The 18,855-nt window shown below is 73.6% G+C and carries 14 protein-coding genes; 5 read left to right on the top strand and 9 right to left on the bottom strand.

Going from position 1 to position 18,855, the window contains the following annotated elements; translation table 11 throughout:
* Positions 1 to 43: 43 nt before the first annotated feature.
* The 4 genes from ACFV9H_RS13580 to ACFV9H_RS13565 all read right to left on the bottom strand — a co-directional run bounded on the left by ACFV9H_RS13580 (position 44) and on the right by ACFV9H_RS13565 (position 4,139).
* Positions 44 to 1,525: a vanadium-dependent haloperoxidase gene (locus ACFV9H_RS13580; protein WP_385397247.1), complete on the bottom strand. Its 1,482-nt coding sequence runs from the start codon at positions 1,523 to 1,525 to the stop codon at positions 44 to 46.
* A 480-nt stretch (positions 1,526 to 2,005) separates the two neighbouring features.
* Positions 2,006 to 2,221 (bottom strand): hypothetical protein, encoded by a 216-nt coding sequence (locus ACFV9H_RS13575; protein ID WP_385397245.1) that lies wholly within the window; start codon positions 2,219 to 2,221, stop codon positions 2,006 to 2,008.
* Positions 2,222 to 2,364: 143 nt separating this feature from the next.
* Entirely contained in the window at positions 2,365 to 3,033 is a 669-nt protein-coding gene (locus ACFV9H_RS13570) for a response regulator (RefSeq protein ID WP_385397243.1), read from the bottom strand.
* Positions 3,030 to 4,139, bottom strand: a complete 1,110-nt coding sequence (locus ACFV9H_RS13565) for a sensor histidine kinase (RefSeq protein ID WP_385397241.1) — start codon at positions 4,137 to 4,139, stop codon at positions 3,030 to 3,032. The genes ACFV9H_RS13570 and ACFV9H_RS13565 overlap by 4 nt, the downstream gene beginning before the upstream one ends.
* A gap of 622 nt (positions 4,140 to 4,761) precedes the next feature.
* Between ACFV9H_RS13565 and ACFV9H_RS13560 the strand changes: the two genes are divergently transcribed.
* Positions 4,762 to 6,960 carry an MMPL family transporter gene (locus ACFV9H_RS13560; RefSeq protein WP_385397239.1) on the top strand — a complete coding sequence of 733 codons (2,199 nt, stop codon included), beginning with the start codon at positions 4,762 to 4,764 and terminating at the stop codon, positions 6,958 to 6,960.
* 123 nt (positions 6,961 to 7,083) lie between these two features.
* On the opposite strand, the gene ACFV9H_RS13555 is transcribed toward ACFV9H_RS13560, so the two are convergent.
* The 3 genes from ACFV9H_RS13555 to ACFV9H_RS13545 all read right to left on the bottom strand — a co-directional run bounded on the left by ACFV9H_RS13555 (position 7,084) and on the right by ACFV9H_RS13545 (position 11,078).
* A complete protein-coding gene (locus ACFV9H_RS13555; protein WP_385397237.1) occupies positions 7,084 to 8,880 on the bottom strand; it encodes an ABC transporter permease/substrate binding protein in 1,797 nt (598 codons plus the stop codon).
* Positions 8,880 to 9,932, bottom strand: coding sequence for a glycine betaine/L-proline ABC transporter ATP-binding protein (locus ACFV9H_RS13550; protein ID WP_385397235.1), 1,053 nt, complete (start codon positions 9,930 to 9,932; stop codon positions 8,880 to 8,882). The genes ACFV9H_RS13555 and ACFV9H_RS13550 overlap by 1 nt, the downstream gene beginning before the upstream one ends.
* A 393-nt stretch (positions 9,933 to 10,325) precedes the next feature.
* A complete protein-coding gene (locus tag ACFV9H_RS13545; RefSeq protein ID WP_385397233.1) occupies positions 10,326 to 11,078 on the bottom strand; it encodes a GntR family transcriptional regulator in 753 nt (250 codons plus the stop codon).
* 250 nt (positions 11,079 to 11,328) lie between these two features.
* Here ACFV9H_RS13545 and ACFV9H_RS13540 point away from each other — a divergent pair, with 250 nt between their 5' ends.
* Positions 11,329 to 12,021, top strand: coding sequence for a GNAT family N-acetyltransferase (locus tag ACFV9H_RS13540; protein ID WP_385397231.1), 693 nt, complete (start codon positions 11,329 to 11,331; stop codon positions 12,019 to 12,021).
* Between the two features lie 21 nt (positions 12,022 to 12,042).
* On the opposite strand, the gene ACFV9H_RS13535 is transcribed toward ACFV9H_RS13540, so the two are convergent.
* Positions 12,043 to 13,629, bottom strand: a complete 1,587-nt coding sequence (locus tag ACFV9H_RS13535; RefSeq protein WP_385397229.1) for an IucA/IucC family protein — start codon at positions 13,627 to 13,629, stop codon at positions 12,043 to 12,045.
* A gap of 104 nt (positions 13,630 to 13,733) precedes the next feature.
* On the opposite strand from ACFV9H_RS13535, the gene ACFV9H_RS13530 reads away from it, so the two are divergent.
* Positions 13,734 to 15,251 carry an IucA/IucC family protein gene (locus tag ACFV9H_RS13530; protein WP_385397227.1) on the top strand — a complete coding sequence of 506 codons (1,518 nt, stop codon included), beginning with the start codon at positions 13,734 to 13,736 and terminating at the stop codon, positions 15,249 to 15,251.
* A gap of 44 nt (positions 15,252 to 15,295) precedes the next feature.
* Entirely contained in the window at positions 15,296 to 15,952 is a 657-nt protein-coding gene (locus tag ACFV9H_RS13525) for a class I SAM-dependent DNA methyltransferase (protein ID WP_385397226.1), read from the top strand.
* 10 nt (positions 15,953 to 15,962) lie between these two features.
* Here the strand turns inward: ACFV9H_RS13525 and ACFV9H_RS13520 are convergent, their stop codons facing one another.
* Positions 15,963 to 17,156 (bottom strand): cytochrome P450, encoded by a 1,194-nt coding sequence (locus tag ACFV9H_RS13520; RefSeq protein WP_385397224.1) that lies wholly within the window; start codon positions 17,154 to 17,156, stop codon positions 15,963 to 15,965.
* Positions 17,157 to 17,325: 169 nt separating this feature from the next.
* Here ACFV9H_RS13520 and ACFV9H_RS13515 point away from each other — a divergent pair, with 169 nt between their 5' ends.
* Positions 17,326 to 18,849 carry an FAD-binding oxidoreductase gene (locus ACFV9H_RS13515; RefSeq protein WP_385397222.1) on the top strand — a complete coding sequence of 508 codons (1,524 nt, stop codon included), beginning with the start codon at positions 17,326 to 17,328 and terminating at the stop codon, positions 18,847 to 18,849.
* Positions 18,850 to 18,855: the final 6 nt, after the last annotated feature.

The raw sequence follows: 18,855 nt of genomic DNA, 5'->3' as shown, positions 1-18,855 counted from the left end.
GTACCGACGCGCCCCGGAAGCCGGGGGCCAGGTCGCCTTGCGCTTACGGGACAACCGTTTGCGCAGTGCCGTTGAAGTAACGCTGGGCGAGGTCCCAGGCGGATTCGCCGCACGCGCGTCCCGTCGCCCGCGCGTCGAGGTCACCCTGTTCGAAGTGGATGCCACCGTACCGGCGGGACATCCCGGCCTGGTCGGCGGCGTCGGTGAACGTCGTCCAGGTGAGAGTGACGTTCCAGGCCGGGACCAGCCCGGGTTCGACCTTCGACGAGCCGGCCGCAATCGTCACCGACGCACCGAACTTGTCGCTGCCGGTGGCCATGCGCAGGATCGCGGCGCCGGCGGCGCTGAAGTTGCTGTGTCCGGAGGAGTATTCAGCGAACGGCGGAGTCGGGAAGGTCGACCTCTGGTACGGCAGCCACGTGCCGCCGTCGATGGTCTTCGCGCCCTGGCCAGGCCCGCCCCAGGCCCGTACCTGTCGGCCGTGGAAGAGGTGGCGGATGGCAGTGATGGGGCGCACCGAGTCGAAGGCCTGCTTGTTGTCCCAGGCGACGATGCCGGCATCGAGGAGGGCATTGTTGAGGGCGAAGAACATCTTCACGTCGGCCTCGAGCCCTGGCGCGCCCGGGCCGTGGTGGTCGCGGCGGGAGACGTACTCGGCGAACAGGTTCCAGTGTCCGGGCGGCGTCGCCGAAGCCGGCCCGTCGGACCAGTACTCCGCAATGGACTTCTGTTCGTCGGTCAGGTCCGCGCTGATGCCGAGCAGTGCCTGGGCCTGCGCACGGTAGGAGGCCGGGTTGGTGGCGAATCGCACGGGCCCGGTGGGCGAGCGCAGGGCATCGCCGCGGTCGAACGCGAACGGCTTCACTTTTCCCCAGAAGGGGGCCAGAAAGGCCGGCGTGACCGTGGCTCCTGCGGCGTTGACAAAGCGCAACGGCTGCCAGCGGTCGGGGTCGTGCACCGTCGCCGGGTTGAACGACCCACCTGGGGTCAGGTCCATCGGGTCGTTGGCCGGGTGGTAGCCGGTGTAGTCGGAGTAGGGTAGGCCGGATCCACCGGGCTCGTTGCCGTGTTGGTTGGACCCGTCTGCGTGTCGGAAGTTCAGCACGGCCTGGCAGGCCACGTTGCCCACACCGGCGGCTGAGTCGAGGTCCGTCGTGGCATCAGCCGAGTCGTAGCCGAGGCGGGCCATCAACGGATCGAAATCCGTGGTGGCGCGGCCAGGAAACAAGTCGACCGCAGCGCGGTAGGCGGCGAAGCTGACTGCCTTGGCTTTATTGGGCAACGTACGCTGCCCCGGAGGGCGACGCAGCGTTCCTCCGAGTCGAGTGCCGACCGCCGTGCTGTCGTAGGCGGCCCACGCGTCATACATGCAGGTGTGCACGACGGCCAGGGCCCGGGCCACCATGGGTGGTCCCAGCGCGGAGTTCTGTACCGCTTGCAGGGCGGCGGCATTCCACTGGAGCACCACACTGCCGGGCAGGCTGGGAATCGCGCTCGCCGCTCGCCCGGGAAGCAGCAAGCTCAACAGGAGGCAGACGACTACAGGAAGGGGGCCGGCGGAGGAGAACCTTTTCATGGCCATCGACTTTCCTGGGATCCCATTGCGCGGATCGCCTCTCCTGTTGATACGGCAGGCCGCTTTCGAGGCTCTCCAGCACACGATCGACTGGACATCCCAGCAGCTCATTTCCCGCACCACCTGCGGCCCCTGTCCCGCGCGCGTGCAGTGCACCACGCCGGCCCCTCACGCTGCCAGGGACCGAGCGGGTGGCGCGGGCGGCTCAACAGGTTGACTTGCGGGAGCCGTAGAACCGTCCTGACCCCACCGTGCCACACCACCGGCCCCCGACACAGCGATGACACGCACGTAACCGGGACTGCAAGAGGGTGTTCATGGCCTGCTGCGAAAGTGCTGGTCACAGACGTTTGTTGATGACTGCGGCCGGCACTGCGGCTTCGCAGCGCCCCACGAAACGTGATCAAGAGCGAACAAGATCCACTTTCGTCACGGATGCCGGAGCACGACCGTCAGCACGGGCGCGGCAGCAGAGACCCGCCGGTGGCCGCAGGGCTCGAAGACCAGCACCACCGGCTCACCCGGGCGCTGGCGCCAGGAGATCCGCTCCGGCGCGCCGTCGCACACCGGGCAGCCGGGCAGAGGGCCGGGCTCCGGCCGGCACTCGGGGGCGGCCGCGAGGGGCGTGGCGTGCGGATCGCGCATGGAGGCTCCCTGCTGGTGCGGTTGGACTGATCGCACTGTGCCATGGACGGACCCCTCACCGCACGGGCGAATCCTCCAGTGTTTTGGCTGGTCAGAGGTGTGGTCGGCAGGGGGATTCCGGTCCTCTTGCGGGCACTTGGTGATCAACCGCTCCCGCCCGCGGCCGACACCAGGCCGGATTCGTACGCGGCGATCACCGCCTGCGCGCGGTCGCGGACGCCCAGCTTGCCGAAGATGCCGGTGATGTGGTTCTTGACCGTGGAGACGCTGATGTCCAGGTCCCGGGCGATCTCGGCGTTGTCCAGGCCGGTGGCCAGCAGGTGCCAGATCTCCAGCTCGCGCGGGGTGAGGTCGGCCGGAACTCCGGCGACCGGTGGTCGGGGGCGCGCGGGGGCGCGTACGTAGGCGGAGATGAGCCGGGTGAGCAGCCGGGGCGCGACGGCAGCCTCTCCGGTGTGGACGATGCGGACCGCGGCGCCGAGTTCCTCCGGGGAGACGTCCTTGGGCAGGAAGCCGTACGCGCCGGCGCGCAGGGCGGCGACCACGTACTCGTCCATGTCGAAGGTGCTGAGGGCCAGGACTCGGGTTTCGGGCAGGGTCCGCGCCAGTTCCTCGGTGGCCTTGACCCCGTCGAGGACCGGCATCCGGATGTCCATGACGACCACGTCGGGCTTCAGCTCCGCGGCGAGGGCGACGGCCCGGGCTCCGTCCTCGGCCTCGCCGACCACCTCGAACTCCGGGTCGGGGCCCAGGATCAGCGCGAGGCCGCGGCGCACCAGTGGCTGGTCGTCGGCGATGAGTACGCGGATCATCGGGTTCCCTCTGCTTCCGTCGGGGCCGGGAGGCGGGCCGCGACCCGGAATCCGCCCTCGTCGAGGGCGGCGGCCTCCAGGGTGCCGCCCTGGAGGGCGACGCGCTCGCGCATGCCGATCAGACCGTATCCGGAGCGCTGTGCGGGCCGGCCGGCCGGTGGCTGCGCTCCCGCTCCGTCGTCGCGGACCTCCACCCCCACCTCCTGCGGTCCGTACGTCAGCCGCACGCGGGCGCGCGCCCGGCGGCCCGCGTGCTTGCGGGTGTTCGTCAACGCCTCCTGCACGATGCGGAAGACGGTCAGGCCGACGGTCGGCGGGAGCGGCCGGACCGGCCCGTCCACGGTGAACTCGGTCTCCGTCCCCGCGAGGCGGGCCTCGGCGACGATCCGGTCGAGGTCTGCCGCCCCGGGCTGCGGGGCCGGCAGGGTGTCCTCCGGTTCCTCTCCGGCCCGCAGTACGTCCAGGAGTTGCCGCATCTCGCGCAGGGCGAGCCGCCCGGAGCCCTCCAAGGTGACGAGGGCCTCGCGGGCCACCTCCGGATCGTGGGACAGGTTGGCGCGGGCCCCGCCGGCCATCAACTGCATGGTGGTGATGTGGTGGGCGACGATGTCGTGCAGTTCACGGGCGATCCGGCGGCGTTCCTCGGCCACCGCCCGGTCGGCGAGCAGCCTGTGGTGCGCCTCGGCCTCCCGGTGCCGGCGGTTGACCACCTCGGCCGCGCCGACGGCGAACAGAGTGACGAAGGCGTTCCCGAGCAGACCCCACCAGCCGAACGGCAGGGGCCAGCCGCTCTGTCCCGCGGAGATGAGCGGTACCGCCACGAGGACGGTCGCCGCCACGGCGGCCGGCCGCCGGGACCTGGCCACCGAGTAGAAGGCGACCACGAGGGTGAGGCCGAAGTGCGGGGAGTGCGGGGTGGCCAGGTTCAGCAGCACGCCGAGGGCCAGCACGGCGGCGAGGGCGGACACCGGGTGGCTGCGGCGCGCGAGCAGGGGCAGGCCGGAAACCACCGCGATGACGGCCGCGCCGGCGGCGAGCGACCCGCCGTCGGTCCGGGAGCCCAGGGCGAAACCGATGAGGTCGGTGGCGCCGGCCCCGACCGCCACGAGGGCGTCGTTGCGGGACCAAGGGACGCGATCCGCGGCCCGGCGCGCGCCTGCGTCGAGACCCCGGTCCGGTCCGCGACCCCCGACCGGGTCCGGGCCACCGGCCGCGCCCCGGTCCGCACCCCCGGCCCCGCCTCGGACCGCACCCCCGGCCGAGCCCCGGTCGGCACCACCCCCGGCCCCGCCTCGGTCCGCGCCACGGGTCGCATCCCCGGCCGCGGTCTCACCCGCGCCTCGGGTGGTTCCCGCGCCCGCGCCCCGGGCGGTCCCGGCGGCCACGGTCGAGCCGCCGCTCGGACCGCCGTCCGTGCGGGAACTCGTCCCGCCTGGATCCTCGCCCGTAGCCATCGTCGCCGGTCCTCCCCCGTCGGCCGTCCCCCGGCGGCGCCGGGGCTCGCGCGGCCGCGCTGTCCGGTGATCCATTCTGGCACCGGCCACGCTCCCCTCCACCAGCCGCGGGGACGATCCGGACCAGGACCGGAGTCCTGGTCGCGGCCCGGGCCCGGACCCCGGTCCCGGCGTACGGCTCCTCCCCCGACCTGACGTTTTCCCCGCCCGGCCCTGATGGTCTGGAGTCCGGCCGGGAGCCCCCGGCCGGCACCGTACAGACCGGAGGAGACCAGTGATCCGCGCCCTGACCGGATTCTCGACGAGGAATCCGTGGAAGGTCATCGCCCTCTGGGCGGTCCTGGGAATCGCGCTGACCATGCTCGGCCAGGCGTTCGTCTTCCGCGCCACCCAGACCGGCAACGGCGGGTTCCTGCCCGCGCAGTACGACTCGGCCGCCGCTCTGAAGATCGCCGAGGAACGGTTCGGGGCCGATCCGGACGCCAACCCGCTGACCGTGCTGGTGGCCAGGTCGGACGGAGCCCCGCTCGGCGCCGCCGACGAGGCCCGCATCGACGCGGAGGCCGCGCGGCTGGCCCGGACCCGGGTCGTCATGCCCCGGGACAAGGATGCCCCGCCCTTCACCCAGGACCATTCGCAAGTCCCCCGCGTCAGCCCGGCCATGACGGCGCCCGACCGCTCCTTCCGGCTGCTGACCGCCGAACTGACCGGCAATCCGGCCGATCCCGGGGTGCAGGACACCTATCGGGCCTTCCGGGATTCCGTCCGGGAGCAGTTCGCGCGGGAAGGGCTGCGTACGGGCTTCACCGGCGGGATCGCCGATCGCGTGGACTCGACGGACGCCGAGAAGACCAGGACGATGGTGGTCGGCATCCTCATGCTCGGGGCCATCGTCCTGTTGCACGTGCTGGTCTTCCGCAGCGTCCTTGCGGCCCTGCTGCCGCTGCTGGCCGTCTCCGTCATCGGCGGGGCGGCGGCCGGTGTCGTGGTGTGCGCCGCGCTGCTGACCGGGACCGGACTGGCCGATTCCACACCGGGGTTGATCAATGTGGTGCTGGTGGGCATCGGCATCGACTACTTCCTCTTCCTGCTGTTCCGCTTCCGTGAGCAGCTGCGCCGGCACCCGGACCAGTCCGGGCACGAGGCGGCCGCCGCCGTCGCGGGGCGGGTGGGTACGGCGATCACCTCCGCGGCGCTGACCATCGTCGCCGCGTTCGCCACGCTCGGGGTGGCCTCCTTCGGGCAGTTCCGGGTGCTCGGACCGGCCATCGCGGTGTCCGTGCTGGTGATGCTGCTGGGCAGCCTCACCTTCATGCCGGCCCTGCTCGCGGTCACCGGGCGCAAGATGTTCTGGCCCTCGCGGGCCCTGAAGCGCGAACCCCGGGAGGGTGCGGCCGCCAGGATGGGCGCGCGGGTGGCGCGGCGGCCGCTCGCGCTGACCCTCGCCTCGGTGGCACTGCTCGGCGGGCTGGCCGCCGGGATGCTGGGGATGCGGATGGACTACGGGCAGGGCGGCACGGGTGGGGAGCGTACCGCCGCGACCGTCACCGCGGCCGAGATAGCGGGCGCCCTGCCGGCCGGGGTGTCGGACCCGACCAGCGTGTTCGTCACGGCGAGGGACGGCTCCGTGCTCGGCGCCGAGCAGTTGGGCGGGCTGTCCCGGGCGCTCGCCGGGGTCGACGGTGTGGGCCGGGTCGCGGACACGGTGCTGAGCGAGGACGGGCGGGCAGCGCGGATCGACCTGTTCCTGACGGCCGATCCGCAGCGGCAGGAGGCGCGCGACCTGGTCTCGGGACCGGTCAGGCAGGTGGTCGCCGCGCACACGCCCGCCGGTACGGAGGCGCACGTGGGCGGCACCCCGGCCCTGTTCGCCGACATCTCGGCGGCCGTGGACGAGGACCTGAAGGTGGTGTTCCCGGTGGCGGCGGCGCTCATCGCGCTGATCCTGTTCGCGCTGCTGCGCAGTCTGCTCGCGCCGGTGATCCTGCTGGCCGCGGTCGGGCTGGGCTTCGTCGCCACGCTCGGCGCCTCGACCCTGGTGTTCCAGCACGCCCTGGGCCGGCCCGGGGTGGACTTCACGCTGCCGCTCGTGCTGTTCCTGTTCGTGGTCGCGCTGGGCACGGACTACAACATCCTGATGAGCGACCGGATCCGGGAGGAGATGGAGCGGCCGGGTCCGGCCCGCGCGGCGGTGGGCCGTGCGGTACGGCAGACGGCGCCGGCCATCGCCACGGCGGGCCTGGTGCTGGCCGCGTCCTTCGGGAGCCTGGCCGTCAATCCGGCCCCGTCCACCCAGCAGATCGGCTTCGCGACGGCGCTCGGGATCCTGCTGTCCGCCTTCGTGCTGTCGATCGTGCTGGTGCCGGCGCTGGCGGCGCTGCTGGGGCGGTCCACATGGTGGCCGGCGCGACCGCGCCCCGCCGGGGAAGCCGCCGGTGCGAGGCACGCCCCGGACCGGGTCCCGGTCGGCTGATCCGGCGGCTCGTGTTCGGGTGAGCAACCGCGCGGTGGTTTGCCTGGCCACCGCGCGGAGGCGCCGGCGTGCGCGGGACCGTACCAGTGGCCCTGGGTCCTGCGCACGCCGGCGCTTTCGGTGTCAGGCGAGCTTGTCGACCTCGGGGTGGTCGTCGAGCCAGGCGCGGACCGCCTCCTGCTCCTTGCCCTTGCCGGTGTCCTGGATCTTCGCCTCCAGGCTGGTCAGCTGCTTCTCGGTGAGCTTGAACGAGCTGAGCCAGCGGGCCACTTCGGGCTCGTCGTCGGCGAAGCCCTTGCGGGCCACGTTGTGGATCCCGTCGCCCTTGCCCCAGACCCCCTTCGGGTCCTCGAGCTTGGTCAGCTCGTACGACGAGTACGCCCAGTGCGGAGACCACAGCACGACCGCGACGGGCTCCTTCTTCTCGTAGGCCCGCTTGAGCTCGGCGAGCATGCCGGGAGTGGAGCCGTCGACGACCTGGTACTCCGTGTCCAGGCCGTACTCCTTCAGGACCTTCTCCTTGAGCGCGCCCATCACCCCGGCGCTGGGCTCGATGCCGATGATCCGGCCCTTGAACTGCGCGGACTTACCCTTCAGGTCGGCGAGCGAGCGGACGTCCTTGACGTACGAGGGCACGGTCAGCTCCAGCGAGGTGGGGCCGTACCAGGGGCCGAGGTCGTCCAGCTTGTTCCCGTACTTCTTCCAGTACTGCTCCTGGGTGACGGGCAGCCAGGCATCGGTCTGGAAGTCGAGCTGCCCGCCCGCGAGCCCGGTGAACAGGGCGCCCAGTTCCAGCTGCTTCGCGTCGACCTTGAAGCCACGCCGCTCCAGGAGCTCCTTCCACAGGAAGGTGGAGGCGATGCCCTCGTCCCACGGGATGTAGCCGACGGAGAGGGTGCGGCCCTTGCCGATGTTCGCGGCGCCGGCCGGTCCGTCCTTCGGGGCGGAGGCCCCGCCGAAGGTGTTCAGGCCGCCCGCGACGAGGGCCAGGACGACGGCCCCGGCGACGGCGAGTGCCGGCTGGGGGCGGTGGTTCCACACCTTGGCCGCGCCGACGGCGGCGGACCGCGCCTTGGCGAGGGCGCGCCGGCCCAGCGGGGAGACCTGGCGGCCGAGCGCCCCGGTCATCCGGTCGAGGTACATGGCGAGGATGACGATGGCGATGCCGGCTTCGAAGCCGAGGCCGATGTCGACGCTGCCGATGGCCCGGTAGACGGCGCCGCCGAGCCCGCCGCCGCCGACCATGCCGGCGATGACGACCATGGACAGGCCGAGCATGATGACCTGGTTGACGCCCGCCATGATGGTGGGCAGGGCCAGCGGCAGCTGGACGCGGACGAGGGTGTTGCGCGGGGTGGTGCCGAAGGCGTTGGCGGCCTCGACCAGTTCCTCGTCGACCTGGCGGATGCCGAGCTCGGTCATCCGTACGCCCGGAGGCAGCGAGAAGATGATGGTCGCGATGATGCCGGGCACCACGCCCACCCCGAAGAAGATGATGCCGGGGATGAGGTAGACCATGGCCGGCATGGTCTGCATGAAGTCGAGTGCCGGTCGCAGGACGGCACTGACCCGGTCGGACCGCGAGGCCCAGATGCCGAGCGGGATCGCGATGACCAGGGTGACGAGGGTGGCGACCAGGACCAGGGACAGCGTGGCCATGGCGTCGTCCCACAGGCCGACGGAGTCGACGAGCGCGAAGCCGGCGAAGGCGAGCAGGCCCGCGAGCAGGCCTCGCAGCCACCAGGCGGCGACGGCGAGGATGCCCGCGAACAGCAGCGGGGCGGGCGCTGAGAGAACGGCGACGATGCCGTCGTAGAGGCCGGTGACGAGCGCGCTGATGGCGTCGAACAGCCAGGACAGGTGGCGCTGGAGGAAGTCGACTCCGCTGTCGACCCAGGCTCCGAGGTGCAGGCGGGGCATCAGGCTGCCACCTCCGTGCAGGCCATGGGCGGCCGTTGTTCGTCGCCGATGAAGGCGATGAGCCGGTCCTGCGGTACGGAGCCGATGACGGCGCCGTCGGCGTCGGTGACGGCGACCGGGTGCGGGACGCGGGCGCTGACCCCGCACAGGTCGGCGAGCGGGGTGTCGGCCTGGACGGTGGGGCAGTCGCAGGTGTCCTCGTCGAGGGGAGGCACGTCCATGACGGCATCGGCCGTGAGCACTCGCGACCGGTCCACGTCCTGGATGAAGGAGGCGACGTACTCGTCGGCGGGACGGATGAGGATGTCCTCGGCCGTGCCCTGCTGGACGATGCGGCCGTCGCGCATGACGGCGATGCCGTCGCCGATGCGCATGGCCTCGTTGAGGTCGTGGGTGATGAAGACGATGGTCTTCTTGAAGCGCTGCTGGAGCTCCAGCAGCTGGTCCTGCATGTCGCGGCGGATCAGCGGGTCCAGGGCGCTGAAGGACTCGTCCATCAGCAGCAGGTCGGCGTCGGTGGCCAGGGCCCGGGCGAGGCCGACGCGCTGCTGCATGCCGCCGGAGAGCTCGTCGGGCCAGGACTTCTCCCAGCCCTCCAGTCCGCACAGCGCCAGGGCCTCGGCCGCGCGCCGGTCGCGCTCGGCGCGGGGCACGCCCTGGACCTCGAGGCCGTAGCCGGCGTTCTCCAGGACGTTGCGGTGCGGGAAGAGCGCGAAGTGCTGGAAGACCATGGAGATCTTCGTGGAGCGTACGCGGCGCAGCTCGCCCGCGCTGAGCGCGGTGAGGTCCTGGCCGCCGAACAGGATGCGTCCCGCGGTGGGCTCCAGCAGTCCGTTCAGCATGCGCAGCAGCGTGGACTTGCCGGATCCCGACAGACCCATGACGACGAAGATCTGGCCGGGTTCGACGCTGAACGAGGCGTCGATCACCGCGGCCGTGGTCCCCTCGGCGCGCAACTCGTCGCGGCCGGTGCCGCCTTCGAGTGCGCGGACGGCGTCGCCGGGTCGTCGTCCGAACACCTTGTAGACGTGCTCGGCTTGGAGCGTGGACACATAAACCTCACGGGTCGTACGGGTACGGCGTGCGCCGGGCGGACCGGCGGGCCGTAGAGCGGGACGGGATCTGCCCGTGTGCGCCTCGCCTCCGGCACGCCGGCCGGAGTGCGTGGTTCCGCTCCACCGTCGACCATGCCCTGCATTCGTTCGCCCAAGCAAACTCGGGCGTGATCCTGGTCACTTGCGGGGACGTGGGACCCGCTACGGGAGCGCCCGCCACGGGCGGGGTGGCCGAGGGCGGGTACGCGCCTCCCCGGACCCGAGTTGGACCGGACGCGCGGTGGGCCCGACCTGCCGCCGGGGCCGGCGCACCGCCGCGCGGGGCGTGTCGGAGGCCACAGTGCGCGACCGGCAGTCGGACCCTGACCCCGGGCGGCCCGCGGGTGTGAGCTACGTAACGCGGAAGCCGGTGGTCGCGTGGTGGAGTCGGTCCCGGTGGAGGATCAGCCGGTCCCAGGTGGGAAAGGCCAGGTCGGTGACGGCCAGCAGCCGGCCGGAGCCGTCGTGCAGGGTGCGGCGCGCGGTCAGGCCGCAGGTCGCGCCGCCGACCGGGGGGTGGGTGGTCCGGGTCATGGTGAGGGTCTCGGCGACCCGGCCGGCCAGGGCGGCCCGGTCGAGCCAGCGCTGCAGTGCCTGCAGGTCCTCGACGCCGGGCGCCGCCACGCGGTCGCGACAGCGAGCCAGTTCGGGGCTCCGGGCGAGGGCGCCGGGACTGAAGTAGGTGACGGCGTCCCGCAGGGTCTCCCCGGCCGGGCCGCGTTCCCGGCGGTGGTGCACCAGGGTGCGCTCCCCGCCGCGCATCCCGAGCAGCCCGGCGAGCGAGGGCGGCACGGTGACCAGGGTGAGCCGGCTCTGGGCGGCGGGGGTGGGTGCGGGGGTGGGCGCGGGGGCCGGCGGCGCGGCCACTCCGACGGGTCGCGTCCCGCGCCGGCCGGTGACGACGAGACCGTCCTCGCGCAGGTGTTGGAGGGCGGCCCTGATGGTCTGCCGGTTGACCTGGTACCGGGCGGCCAGGGTGCGCTCGGAGGGCAACCGGGCGCCGGGGGTGTGCGCGGTGTGGTCGAGCTCGCGCCGCAACGCTGCGGCGATCCGCTGGTACTTGGGCATGGCGGCCGAGCCGCCGCCCCGCGAAGGGGAGGGCATGGCATCTCCTCTGACGGGTGGTCAAGGACTGCGCGGTCTGCCCAACCAACCTAGCATTGGTCTATACCTTTCGGTGAGGGGTCTCGGCCCGAGCCGCCCACCTTGGCCGATTCCTTACCCCGACCGTACGCTCGGGCACGCGGGACGCCCCGCGCCGTCGCCGGGGGCCGCCCGGACAAGGCCTACGCCGGAGCCCCTGGCGGCGGGTGGGAGCGGGCCGCCGCGAGTCCCGTGTGAGGAGATGCCGACGATGTGGCACATACGATCGAACCGCCCGAGGCCCGTGCCCGATCGGTGCGGCGACGGCCGCCACGTGCTGCGCACCGCCAGGCTGGTGCTGTACACCCCCCGCGATGTCCTTGACGTTGAGGTCGCCAAGGCGGCCGGAGCCGATGCCGAGGCACAGCGGTGGCTCGGCTGGCCCGCCGACACGCTCGTGAACGCCGAGACCGCCGAGCACCTCCTCGGCATCGACGACCGCAACCGCTCCGAGCGACTCCGCGCCTTCCCCGCTTCCATGCGCCGGGAGCTGACCCGGGCGATGCCGCTTCCCGGCCCCGGCGAAACACAGTGGCTCCTGGCGGTCGACGCGGCAACAGGCCGCGTGGCCGGGATGAGTTCACTCACCCCGGACGACGACGGCACCCTCGGCCTGCGACTCGCCCCGGCCTATCGCGGCCAGGGGCTGGGCACCGAACTCGTCGCGGCGACCGCCCGGTTCGGCCATGCCCACTTCGGGCTGCACACCGTGCGGGCCGGCACGGAGACTTCGAACGACAACTGCCGACGGGCCCTCGGCGCTGCGGGCTTCGAACCCTGCGACGGGCCGGCCCGGCACACCCTTCCCGATGGCCGGGTGACCGACGCAGCCTGGTACCGGCACGGCACGGGCAGTACCTCCCGCTGCGCCTCCGTCCGGGAGAGCGCTGTCACACGGGGGTGACCTCGCTCCGGCCGGGCGGCGTCACCCCGCGGTGGAGGTTCCGAACGGATCGGCCCGGTCCGCCGACGGGGCCCGCAGCGGGTTCGGCAGGGGGATGTACCTCGCGTCCGCGCCGTCCGCTTGGGTCCAGCGGAGCAGGAGGTTGGTTTTGCCCGGGAGGTAGGGGGCCGTGAGGAGGTCCGTGATCTCCGGGAGGTCGTGCGTGGCCGCGTAGTGCAGGAACTCCTCCCGGGCCGCGGGCCACAGTCGGGGGGCGGTGCGCGGGTGGTGGGCGGCCAGTTCCGCCGCGATCTCCGTGAGGTTGTTGACCACCAGGCAGTAGACCAGGCGCTGCCAGGCGGCCGCGCGCGGGAGGTCCGGCAGGAGCTTGACGCCCTCCGCGTCGCGGAAGAGGGCCTGCGCGGGCATCCCGGCGGCGTCGACCGCGACCAGGGTGTTCTGGAGGTGGGCCTCCAGGACGACCCCGTGGCGGTCGAACAGCTCCAGTACGGGCGGCACGACCTGGCGCAGGTACGCCCGCCACCAGGCGGCCGGGTCGTCGGTGTCGGCCAGGGGGCTGCCGGGGTATCCCTCGGCGAGCCCCGCGGCGAGCAGCGGGATGGCGCCGGGCGCGGTGTGCCGGCGCAGGCCGTCGCGGACCAGGACGGCGAGTTCCTCGAAGGCGAACCCGGCGGTGCGGTAGCCCCGGTCGGCGAGCCAGGCGGCGGTCCCGCCGCAGCGGCGCAGCGCGGCGAACCCGGCCTCGACGGCCGCGTCAGTGCGGCGCAGTTTCAGCAGGTCGTGGCGCCACAGCCGGCGCACGTCGTTGGTGATCCGGACGTCGAGGCTGAACTTCACGAACAGGTCGGCGGAGCCGTCCGGCACGTACAGGGTCCGGATCGAGGCCGTGGGCCAGGCCGGGAGCCGGCCCTCCCCGAGCCGCAGCAGTCGACGGTCGGCGAGGGCCTCGCGCACCGCCGGCCGGGTCGCCACCAGGTCGAGTTGCCAGGGGTGGGCGGGCAGCAGTCGGTAGCCGGCGGGCGGGCGCGGCCCGTCGAGCGCGTCCGCGAGGGAGTCGATGGCCTCGGCGGCGGCCGGGCCGCCCTCCTCGGCGCACTGGTCCTCGCGCAGCCCGAGGAAGACCAGCGGGAAGCGGGCATGGGCCTCCGGCGCGTACGGCAGCCAGCTCGTGGCCGGGGCCCCGCCCCTGGCCTTGGGTGCGGGGTGGTGCGGGTGGCCCATGACGAGGGACTGCTCGGAGAGCAGGTACGGATCCGCCGGGGGCTCCGCGGCGAGGCGGGCGGCCAGCAGCGCGGCGATGGCGTCGCGGCTGTCGGCGATCTCGACGGGGAGTTCGTCGTTCGGGATTCCGGTGGATCGGCCCAGCTCGTCGGAGGTGAGCTTGACCAGCTCGGTGTGGCTGAGCGGATGCCAACCGTCCGCCGTGCGCAGTTCGGGGCGCCCGGGCCGGCGCCCGCCGTGCACGCGGAGCAGCCGGCCGCTGCCGCGCAGCCGGTGGACGTCGCCTCCCAGGGGTTCCGCGGCCTCCCGGAGCAGGCAGTTCAGGAGCGGGGTGGCGGCGTACGCGTCGGCGGCGGCGTTGAGGTCCACTGGTTCCATTCGGTCCATCCGGTGCGCCGGGGTTCGCGGGACGCGACCACCCGGCCGTGATCTTCAGTATCCGCGATGATGACGTGATCATCCCGTGAAGCGACTATCTGCGGAGCCGCAGCATGTACTTTCCCGCCTCACCCGCCGAGGAGGCCGTCGCCGCCGAGCTGGACGGCGTTCGCCCCGCCCTCTCGGCCGCGTACGCCGGTGCGCTGGACGGCGCCCGGGCGGCCGTGCTGACCCGGTTGTGGCGGGCGCTGGCCTTCGAGCCGCTGCCGTGGGTGGTGGGCCGGGAGCGGGGGCCGGGTGGGCTGGCGCTGGAGTTGGCCGGGGGCGGCCGGTTGGAGGGGCCGGCGCCGGATCCGTACGCGACCGGGCCGTACGTGGACGAGTTGCTGCTCGACGGTCGGGCGTACGGGCAGGCCGCGCGGCTGGTCACGGCGCTCGGGGTGCCGCACGGGGACGGGTTCGCCGCGGAGCTGGACGACAGTACGGCGGGCCTCGCGCTCTCCCGGGCCGGGCAGCCGCCCGCCGGGCGGGACACCGCCGCGCGGAGCACCTGGGAGTGGGAGCAGCGGATCGTCGACGGGCATCCGTACCACCCGAACTGCCGTTCCCGGCCCGGCTTCTCGGTGGCCGAGCAGCTGGCGTACGCGCCCGAGCACCGGCCGGTGGTGGAGCTCGGGCTGGTCGCCGTACCGGCCGAGGAGTGCCTGGTCACCGGTGGCTGGCCGGAGGAGCTGCGGGACGGGGGACGGATCCTGGTGCCGGTGCACCCGTGGCAGGCGGCGCACACCCTCAAGCACGAGCCGGTGCGGGCCGGTTTCGCGGCGCATCCGCTGATGGCCCTGCGCACGCTGGCGCCCGCCGATGGCGGCGCCCACGTGAAGACGGCCCTGAGCACCCGGCTGACCTCCTCCGTCCGCGACATCTCCGTCTACTCCATCGAGACGGCGGCGGCCGTCTCCGCCTTCGCCGAGACCCTCGCGGCGCGGCTCGACGGACGGCTGCACATCACCCGCACGCTCGGCGCGGCCACCGCGCACAGCCCCGACCTGGCGGCCGTGCTGCGCGAACCGCCCGAGGTGTACGCGGACACCGCCGCCGGCGAACGGGTGCTCCCGGTGGCCGCGCTGGCCGGGCTCCCCGAGGCGCGCTCGGCGGCCTGGCGCGCCGGCTTCGCCCGCCTGGCGCTCTCGGTGTGCCTGCGCGCACTGGACCTCGGGGTGGCGCTGGAGGCCCACGGCCAGAACCTCCTCGTCGTACTCTCCGCCTCGGGGACCCCGCTGCGGCTGGTCTACCGCGACCTCGCCGACATCCGGATCAGCCCGGCCCGCCTCGCGCGGCACGGTCTGCCGGTGCCGCCGCTGTCCGGCCGACTGATCACCGACGACGTGACCGTGCTGCGGCGCAAGCTCTTCGGGTCCCTGCTCGCCGGGGCGCTCGGGGCCACCGCCGGCTCGGCCGGCGCCCTCGGCGAAGACCTCGCCGCGGCGGCATCGGCCATGCCCGCCACCGCCGACACCGAGGCGCTGCTCGCCGGGCCGCTGCCGTCCAAGGCGCTGACCCTGATGCGGCTGAGCCCCGGGGTACCCGGTGATCAGTGGGCGGACCTGCCCCATCCGTCCGCCGTTCACTGACCGGGGGGTGAACCGGCGCGCCGGGCGGGCTACTGTCCGGGGGCATGACAGGTACCTCGGGTCTGAGCTCCGTACGGGCGTCCTACGACACCGTCGCCGTCGACTACGCCCGGCTCCTCGGCACGGAGTTGTTCGACAAGCCCCTGGACCGGGCGATGCTGGCCGCGTTCGCCGAGTACGTACGCGGTGGGAACGAGGGCGGCGCGGAACGCGCTGTCGCGGACGTCGGCTGCGGGCCGGGCCGGGTCACGGCACATCTGGACGGGCTGGGCGTACCGACGTTCGGCGTCGACCTGTCCCCGGCGATGGTGGCGGTGGCCCGGCGGACGTATCCGGGACTGCGCTTCGACGTCGGGTCGATGGCGGCGTTGGACGTGGCGGACGGCGTGCTCGGCGGGGTGCTGGCCTGGTACTCGACGGTGCACACCCCGCCGACGGAACTGGCCGCGCTGTTCGCCGAGTTCGCGCGGGTGCTGGCGCCGGGCGGTCTCTTCCTGATCGCGTTCAAGGCCGGCGACCGCAGGCTCCGGTTGGAGCACGCCTACGGGCATCCGGTCGACCTCGACGTGTACTGGACGCCGCCGGACCTGATCGCCGAACTGCTGGCCGGGGCCGGGCTCGTCGAGGTGGCCCGCCTGGTGCGGGAGGCCGACGAGAACGAGAAGGGCCCACAGGGCTTCCTGCTGGCCCGCAAGGGCTGAGGCGCCCCGGCTACCAGCGCAGCGGGAGCCGGCTCACGCCCCGCATCAGGGAACCCGGGAGCCAGTCGCGGGGCCCCGCCTCCGGGTCCTCGGCGAGGTCGGGGAAGCGTTCCAGCAGGGAACGGATCGCGATCCGGCCCTCCATGCGGGCCAGCGGGGCGCCGAGGCAGAAGTGGATGCCGTGGCCGAAGGCCAGGTGGCTCTGGCCGGTGCGGCGGATGTCGAAGACGTCCGGACCGGGCTCCTTGAAGCGTGCCGGGTCGCGGTCGGCCGCCGCGAGGGCGACGAGGACCGAGGAGCCGGCCTCGATGTACGTGGAGCCGATCTCCAGATCGGCGCGGGCGAAGCGGTACGTGGCGTGCTGGACGGGGCCGTCGTAGCGGAGCATCTCCTCCACGGCGCCGTCGATCAGCCCGTCCGGGTCGGCGCGCAGGGCCGCCAACTGGTCGGGGTGCGCGAGCAGGGCGCGTACGCCGTTGCCGATCAGGTTCACCGTGGTCTCGTGGCCGGCCACCAGCAGCAGGAAGGCCATCCCGATCAGCTCGTCCGGGGCGAGCTGATCGCCGTCCTCGTCGCGCGTCCGGATGAGGGCGCTGAGCAGGTCCTCGCCGGGATCCTGGGCCTTGGCCCCGACCAGTTCGAAGAGGTACGCGGTCATCTGCTCCATGGCTCGGCCGTCCGGGCCGGCGGCGTCCGCCGAGGTCACGATCTCGCTCGACCAGAAGCGGAAGCGCTCCTGGTCGAGGTCGGGGACGCCGAGCAGCTCGCATATGACGGTCATCGGCAGGGGCGCGGCGAAGGACCGGATCAGGTCGGCCCGGCGGTCGGGGCGGGCGGCCATCACGTCCAGCAGCTCGTCGGTCACCTGCTGGACGCGGGGGCGCAGGGCCTCGACGCGGCGGGAGGTGAACTCGCGGGCCACCAGGCGGCGCAGCCGGGTGTGGTGGGGCGGGTCGGACTCCAGCATGTTGCGGTTGGCGGCGTAGGCCTGGGTCGTGTCGAAGAGTTCCGAGCCGAGCCAGTTCTTGGACAGGGCCGGGTGGGTCAGGGCCTGCCGGGCCTCCTCGTGGCCGACGACCAGCCACGAGCGTTCTCCACCGATCTCCACCCGGTGGACCGGGCCCGCCTGGCGCAGCGCGGCGTAGAAGGGATAGGGGTCGGCGTTGAACTCCTCGGCGTGCGCACCGAGATCCACGAGAGACATGCGGGCAGCGTACGGTCGCAACGCGCCGGGCCGAACCGGTTATCCCACGAGCTGAAGCGTTTCGGCGGCGGGCACAGGGAGCCAGGGGGCGTGGGCCGTTCGGGCGGCAGCCCGGTGTGTGGGGGCCCGCCTGCACCGGGATCGGGCCGGGCGGTGGCAGGAAGGAGGCATGAGCCTTCCTCGCCGCCGGGTCCTGGGCAGTGCCGCCGCGGCCGTCCTGGCCACCGTCGGGGCGGCGGTCCGCGGGCCCGACTACGGCGCGCTCGCCCGCGGGATCGAGGGTCGACTGGTACTCCCCGGTGACCGGGACTTCCCCGAGGCACGGCAGCTGTTCCAGCCCCGCTACGACTCCCTCGCCCCGGCCGCGGTGGCCTATCCCGCGCACGCGGCGGACGTGGCGGCCTGCCTGGAATTCGCCCGCCGCTCGGCCGTCCCGGTGGTGCCGCGCGGCGGCGGACACGGCTACGCGGGCTGGTCCACGCGCGCCGGCGGGCTGGTCGTCGACCTCGGGGCCATGGCTCGGGTGGCCGTGGCGGGGGACGGCGTACGGATCGGCGCGGGGGCCCGGCTCGGCGACGTGAACGCCGCGCTCGCCGGCCGCGGGCTCGGCATCCCGACCGGGCTGTGCCCCACCGTCGGCATCGCCGGCCTCACACTCGGCGGCGGCCTGGGTCTGGCCTCCCGGGCGTACGGCGCCACCTGCGACCGCCTCACCGGGGCGGGCGTGGTCACCCCCGACGGGGCCGTCCGCGAGGTCGACGCAGACCGGGACCCCGAGCTGTACTGGGCCCTGCGCGGCGGCGGGGGCGGCAACTTCGGGGTGGTCACCGAGTTCCGCTTCCGCACCCACCCGGTGGCCGACGCCGCCTTCGCCGAACTGCACTGGCCCGGCGCCGACTCCGCGGCCGTGCTGCGGGGCTGGCAGCGGTGGCTGGTCGGGCTGCCGGACCCGTTCTGGAGCCAGGTGGAGTTCACCGTCGGAGCCGGCGGAGCCGATGCCGACCCCGCGGCCGTTCCCGCGCTGCGAGTGGTCTGCCTGGACGGGCGCCGCGAATTGGAACGGGAGTTGACCCGGCTGACCGACCTGGTCGGCAGGCCGGTCCGGGACAGGTGGATCGTCGTACGGACCTACGGGGACACGGTGCGGGCCATGTCGGGCTGCCTGGAACGGAGCCCCGAAGAGTGCCGGCTGCCGGGGGCGCTGCCCGGCCGGGACCCCGGGGGGCGCCTCGGCCGGGAGTCGTACGCCGCCCGCAGCGACTTCTGGGCGGCCGGCGGGCTGCCCGACGCGGCGATCGGCGCGGTCCTGGACGCGGTGCGGCGCTACCCGTCGGCGGTTCCCCGGGGCGGGCTCGGGGTGGTGCAGTTCGACGGGGTCTGCGGCGGGGCGCTGAACCGGGTCCCGGCCACCGCCACCGCCTTCGCGCACCGCGCCGCCGCCTTCCTCGCCCAGTACCTCGTCCACTGGCCCGAAACCGCGCCGGCCGCCGAGGTGGCACGGCACCAGGGCTGGCTGGACGGGCTCTGGCAGGGCCTGCGCCCCTGGGCGAGCGGGAGCGCGTACCAGAACTACAGCGATCCGAAGCTCAGTGGCTGGCGCGAGGCCTACTACGGGCCGAACCTCGCCCGGCTGGAGGCGGCCCGGCGCCGCCACGACCCCGAACGGCTGTTCCGATTCCCGCACGCCCTCTAGGAGCTC

It is taken from the genome of Streptomyces sp. NPDC059874, from assembly GCF_042731135.1.
Classification (GTDB): Bacteria; Actinomycetota; Actinomycetes; order Streptomycetales; family Streptomycetaceae; genus Streptomyces.
The sequence above is the reverse complement of the archived record's forward strand: the minus strand, read 5'-3'. Positions and strand labels throughout refer to the sequence as shown.

Excerpts from the sequence above, each read along its gene's own strand:
- ACFV9H_RS13530 (WP_385397227.1), top strand. The coding sequence starts at position 13,734 with ATGTACTTTCCCGCCTCACCCGCCGAGGAGGCCGTCGCCGCCGAGCTG.
- ACFV9H_RS13540 (WP_385397231.1), top strand. The coding sequence starts at position 11,329 with ATGTGGCACATACGATCGAACCGCCCGAGGCCCGTGCCCGATCGGTGC.
- ACFV9H_RS13535 (WP_385397229.1), bottom strand. The coding sequence starts at position 13,629 with ATGGACCGAATGGAACCAGTGGACCTCAACGCCGCCGCCGACGCGTAC.
- ACFV9H_RS13555 (WP_385397237.1), bottom strand. The coding sequence starts at position 8,880 with ATGCCCCGCCTGCACCTCGGAGCCTGGGTCGACAGCGGAGTCGACTTC.
- ACFV9H_RS13545 (WP_385397233.1), bottom strand. The coding sequence starts at position 11,078 with ATGCCCTCCCCTTCGCGGGGCGGCGGCTCGGCCGCCATGCCCAAGTAC.
- ACFV9H_RS13515 (WP_385397222.1), top strand. The coding sequence starts at position 17,326 with ATGAGCCTTCCTCGCCGCCGGGTCCTGGGCAGTGCCGCCGCGGCCGTC.
- ACFV9H_RS13570 (WP_385397243.1), bottom strand. The coding sequence starts at position 3,033 with ATGATCCGCGTACTCATCGCCGACGACCAGCCACTGGTGCGCCGCGGC.
- ACFV9H_RS13525 (WP_385397226.1), top strand. The coding sequence starts at position 15,296 with ATGACAGGTACCTCGGGTCTGAGCTCCGTACGGGCGTCCTACGACACC.
- ACFV9H_RS13520 (WP_385397224.1), bottom strand. The coding sequence starts at position 17,156 with ATGTCTCTCGTGGATCTCGGTGCGCACGCCGAGGAGTTCAACGCCGAC.
- ACFV9H_RS13575 (WP_385397245.1), bottom strand. The coding sequence starts at position 2,221 with ATGCGCGATCCGCACGCCACGCCCCTCGCGGCCGCCCCCGAGTGCCGG.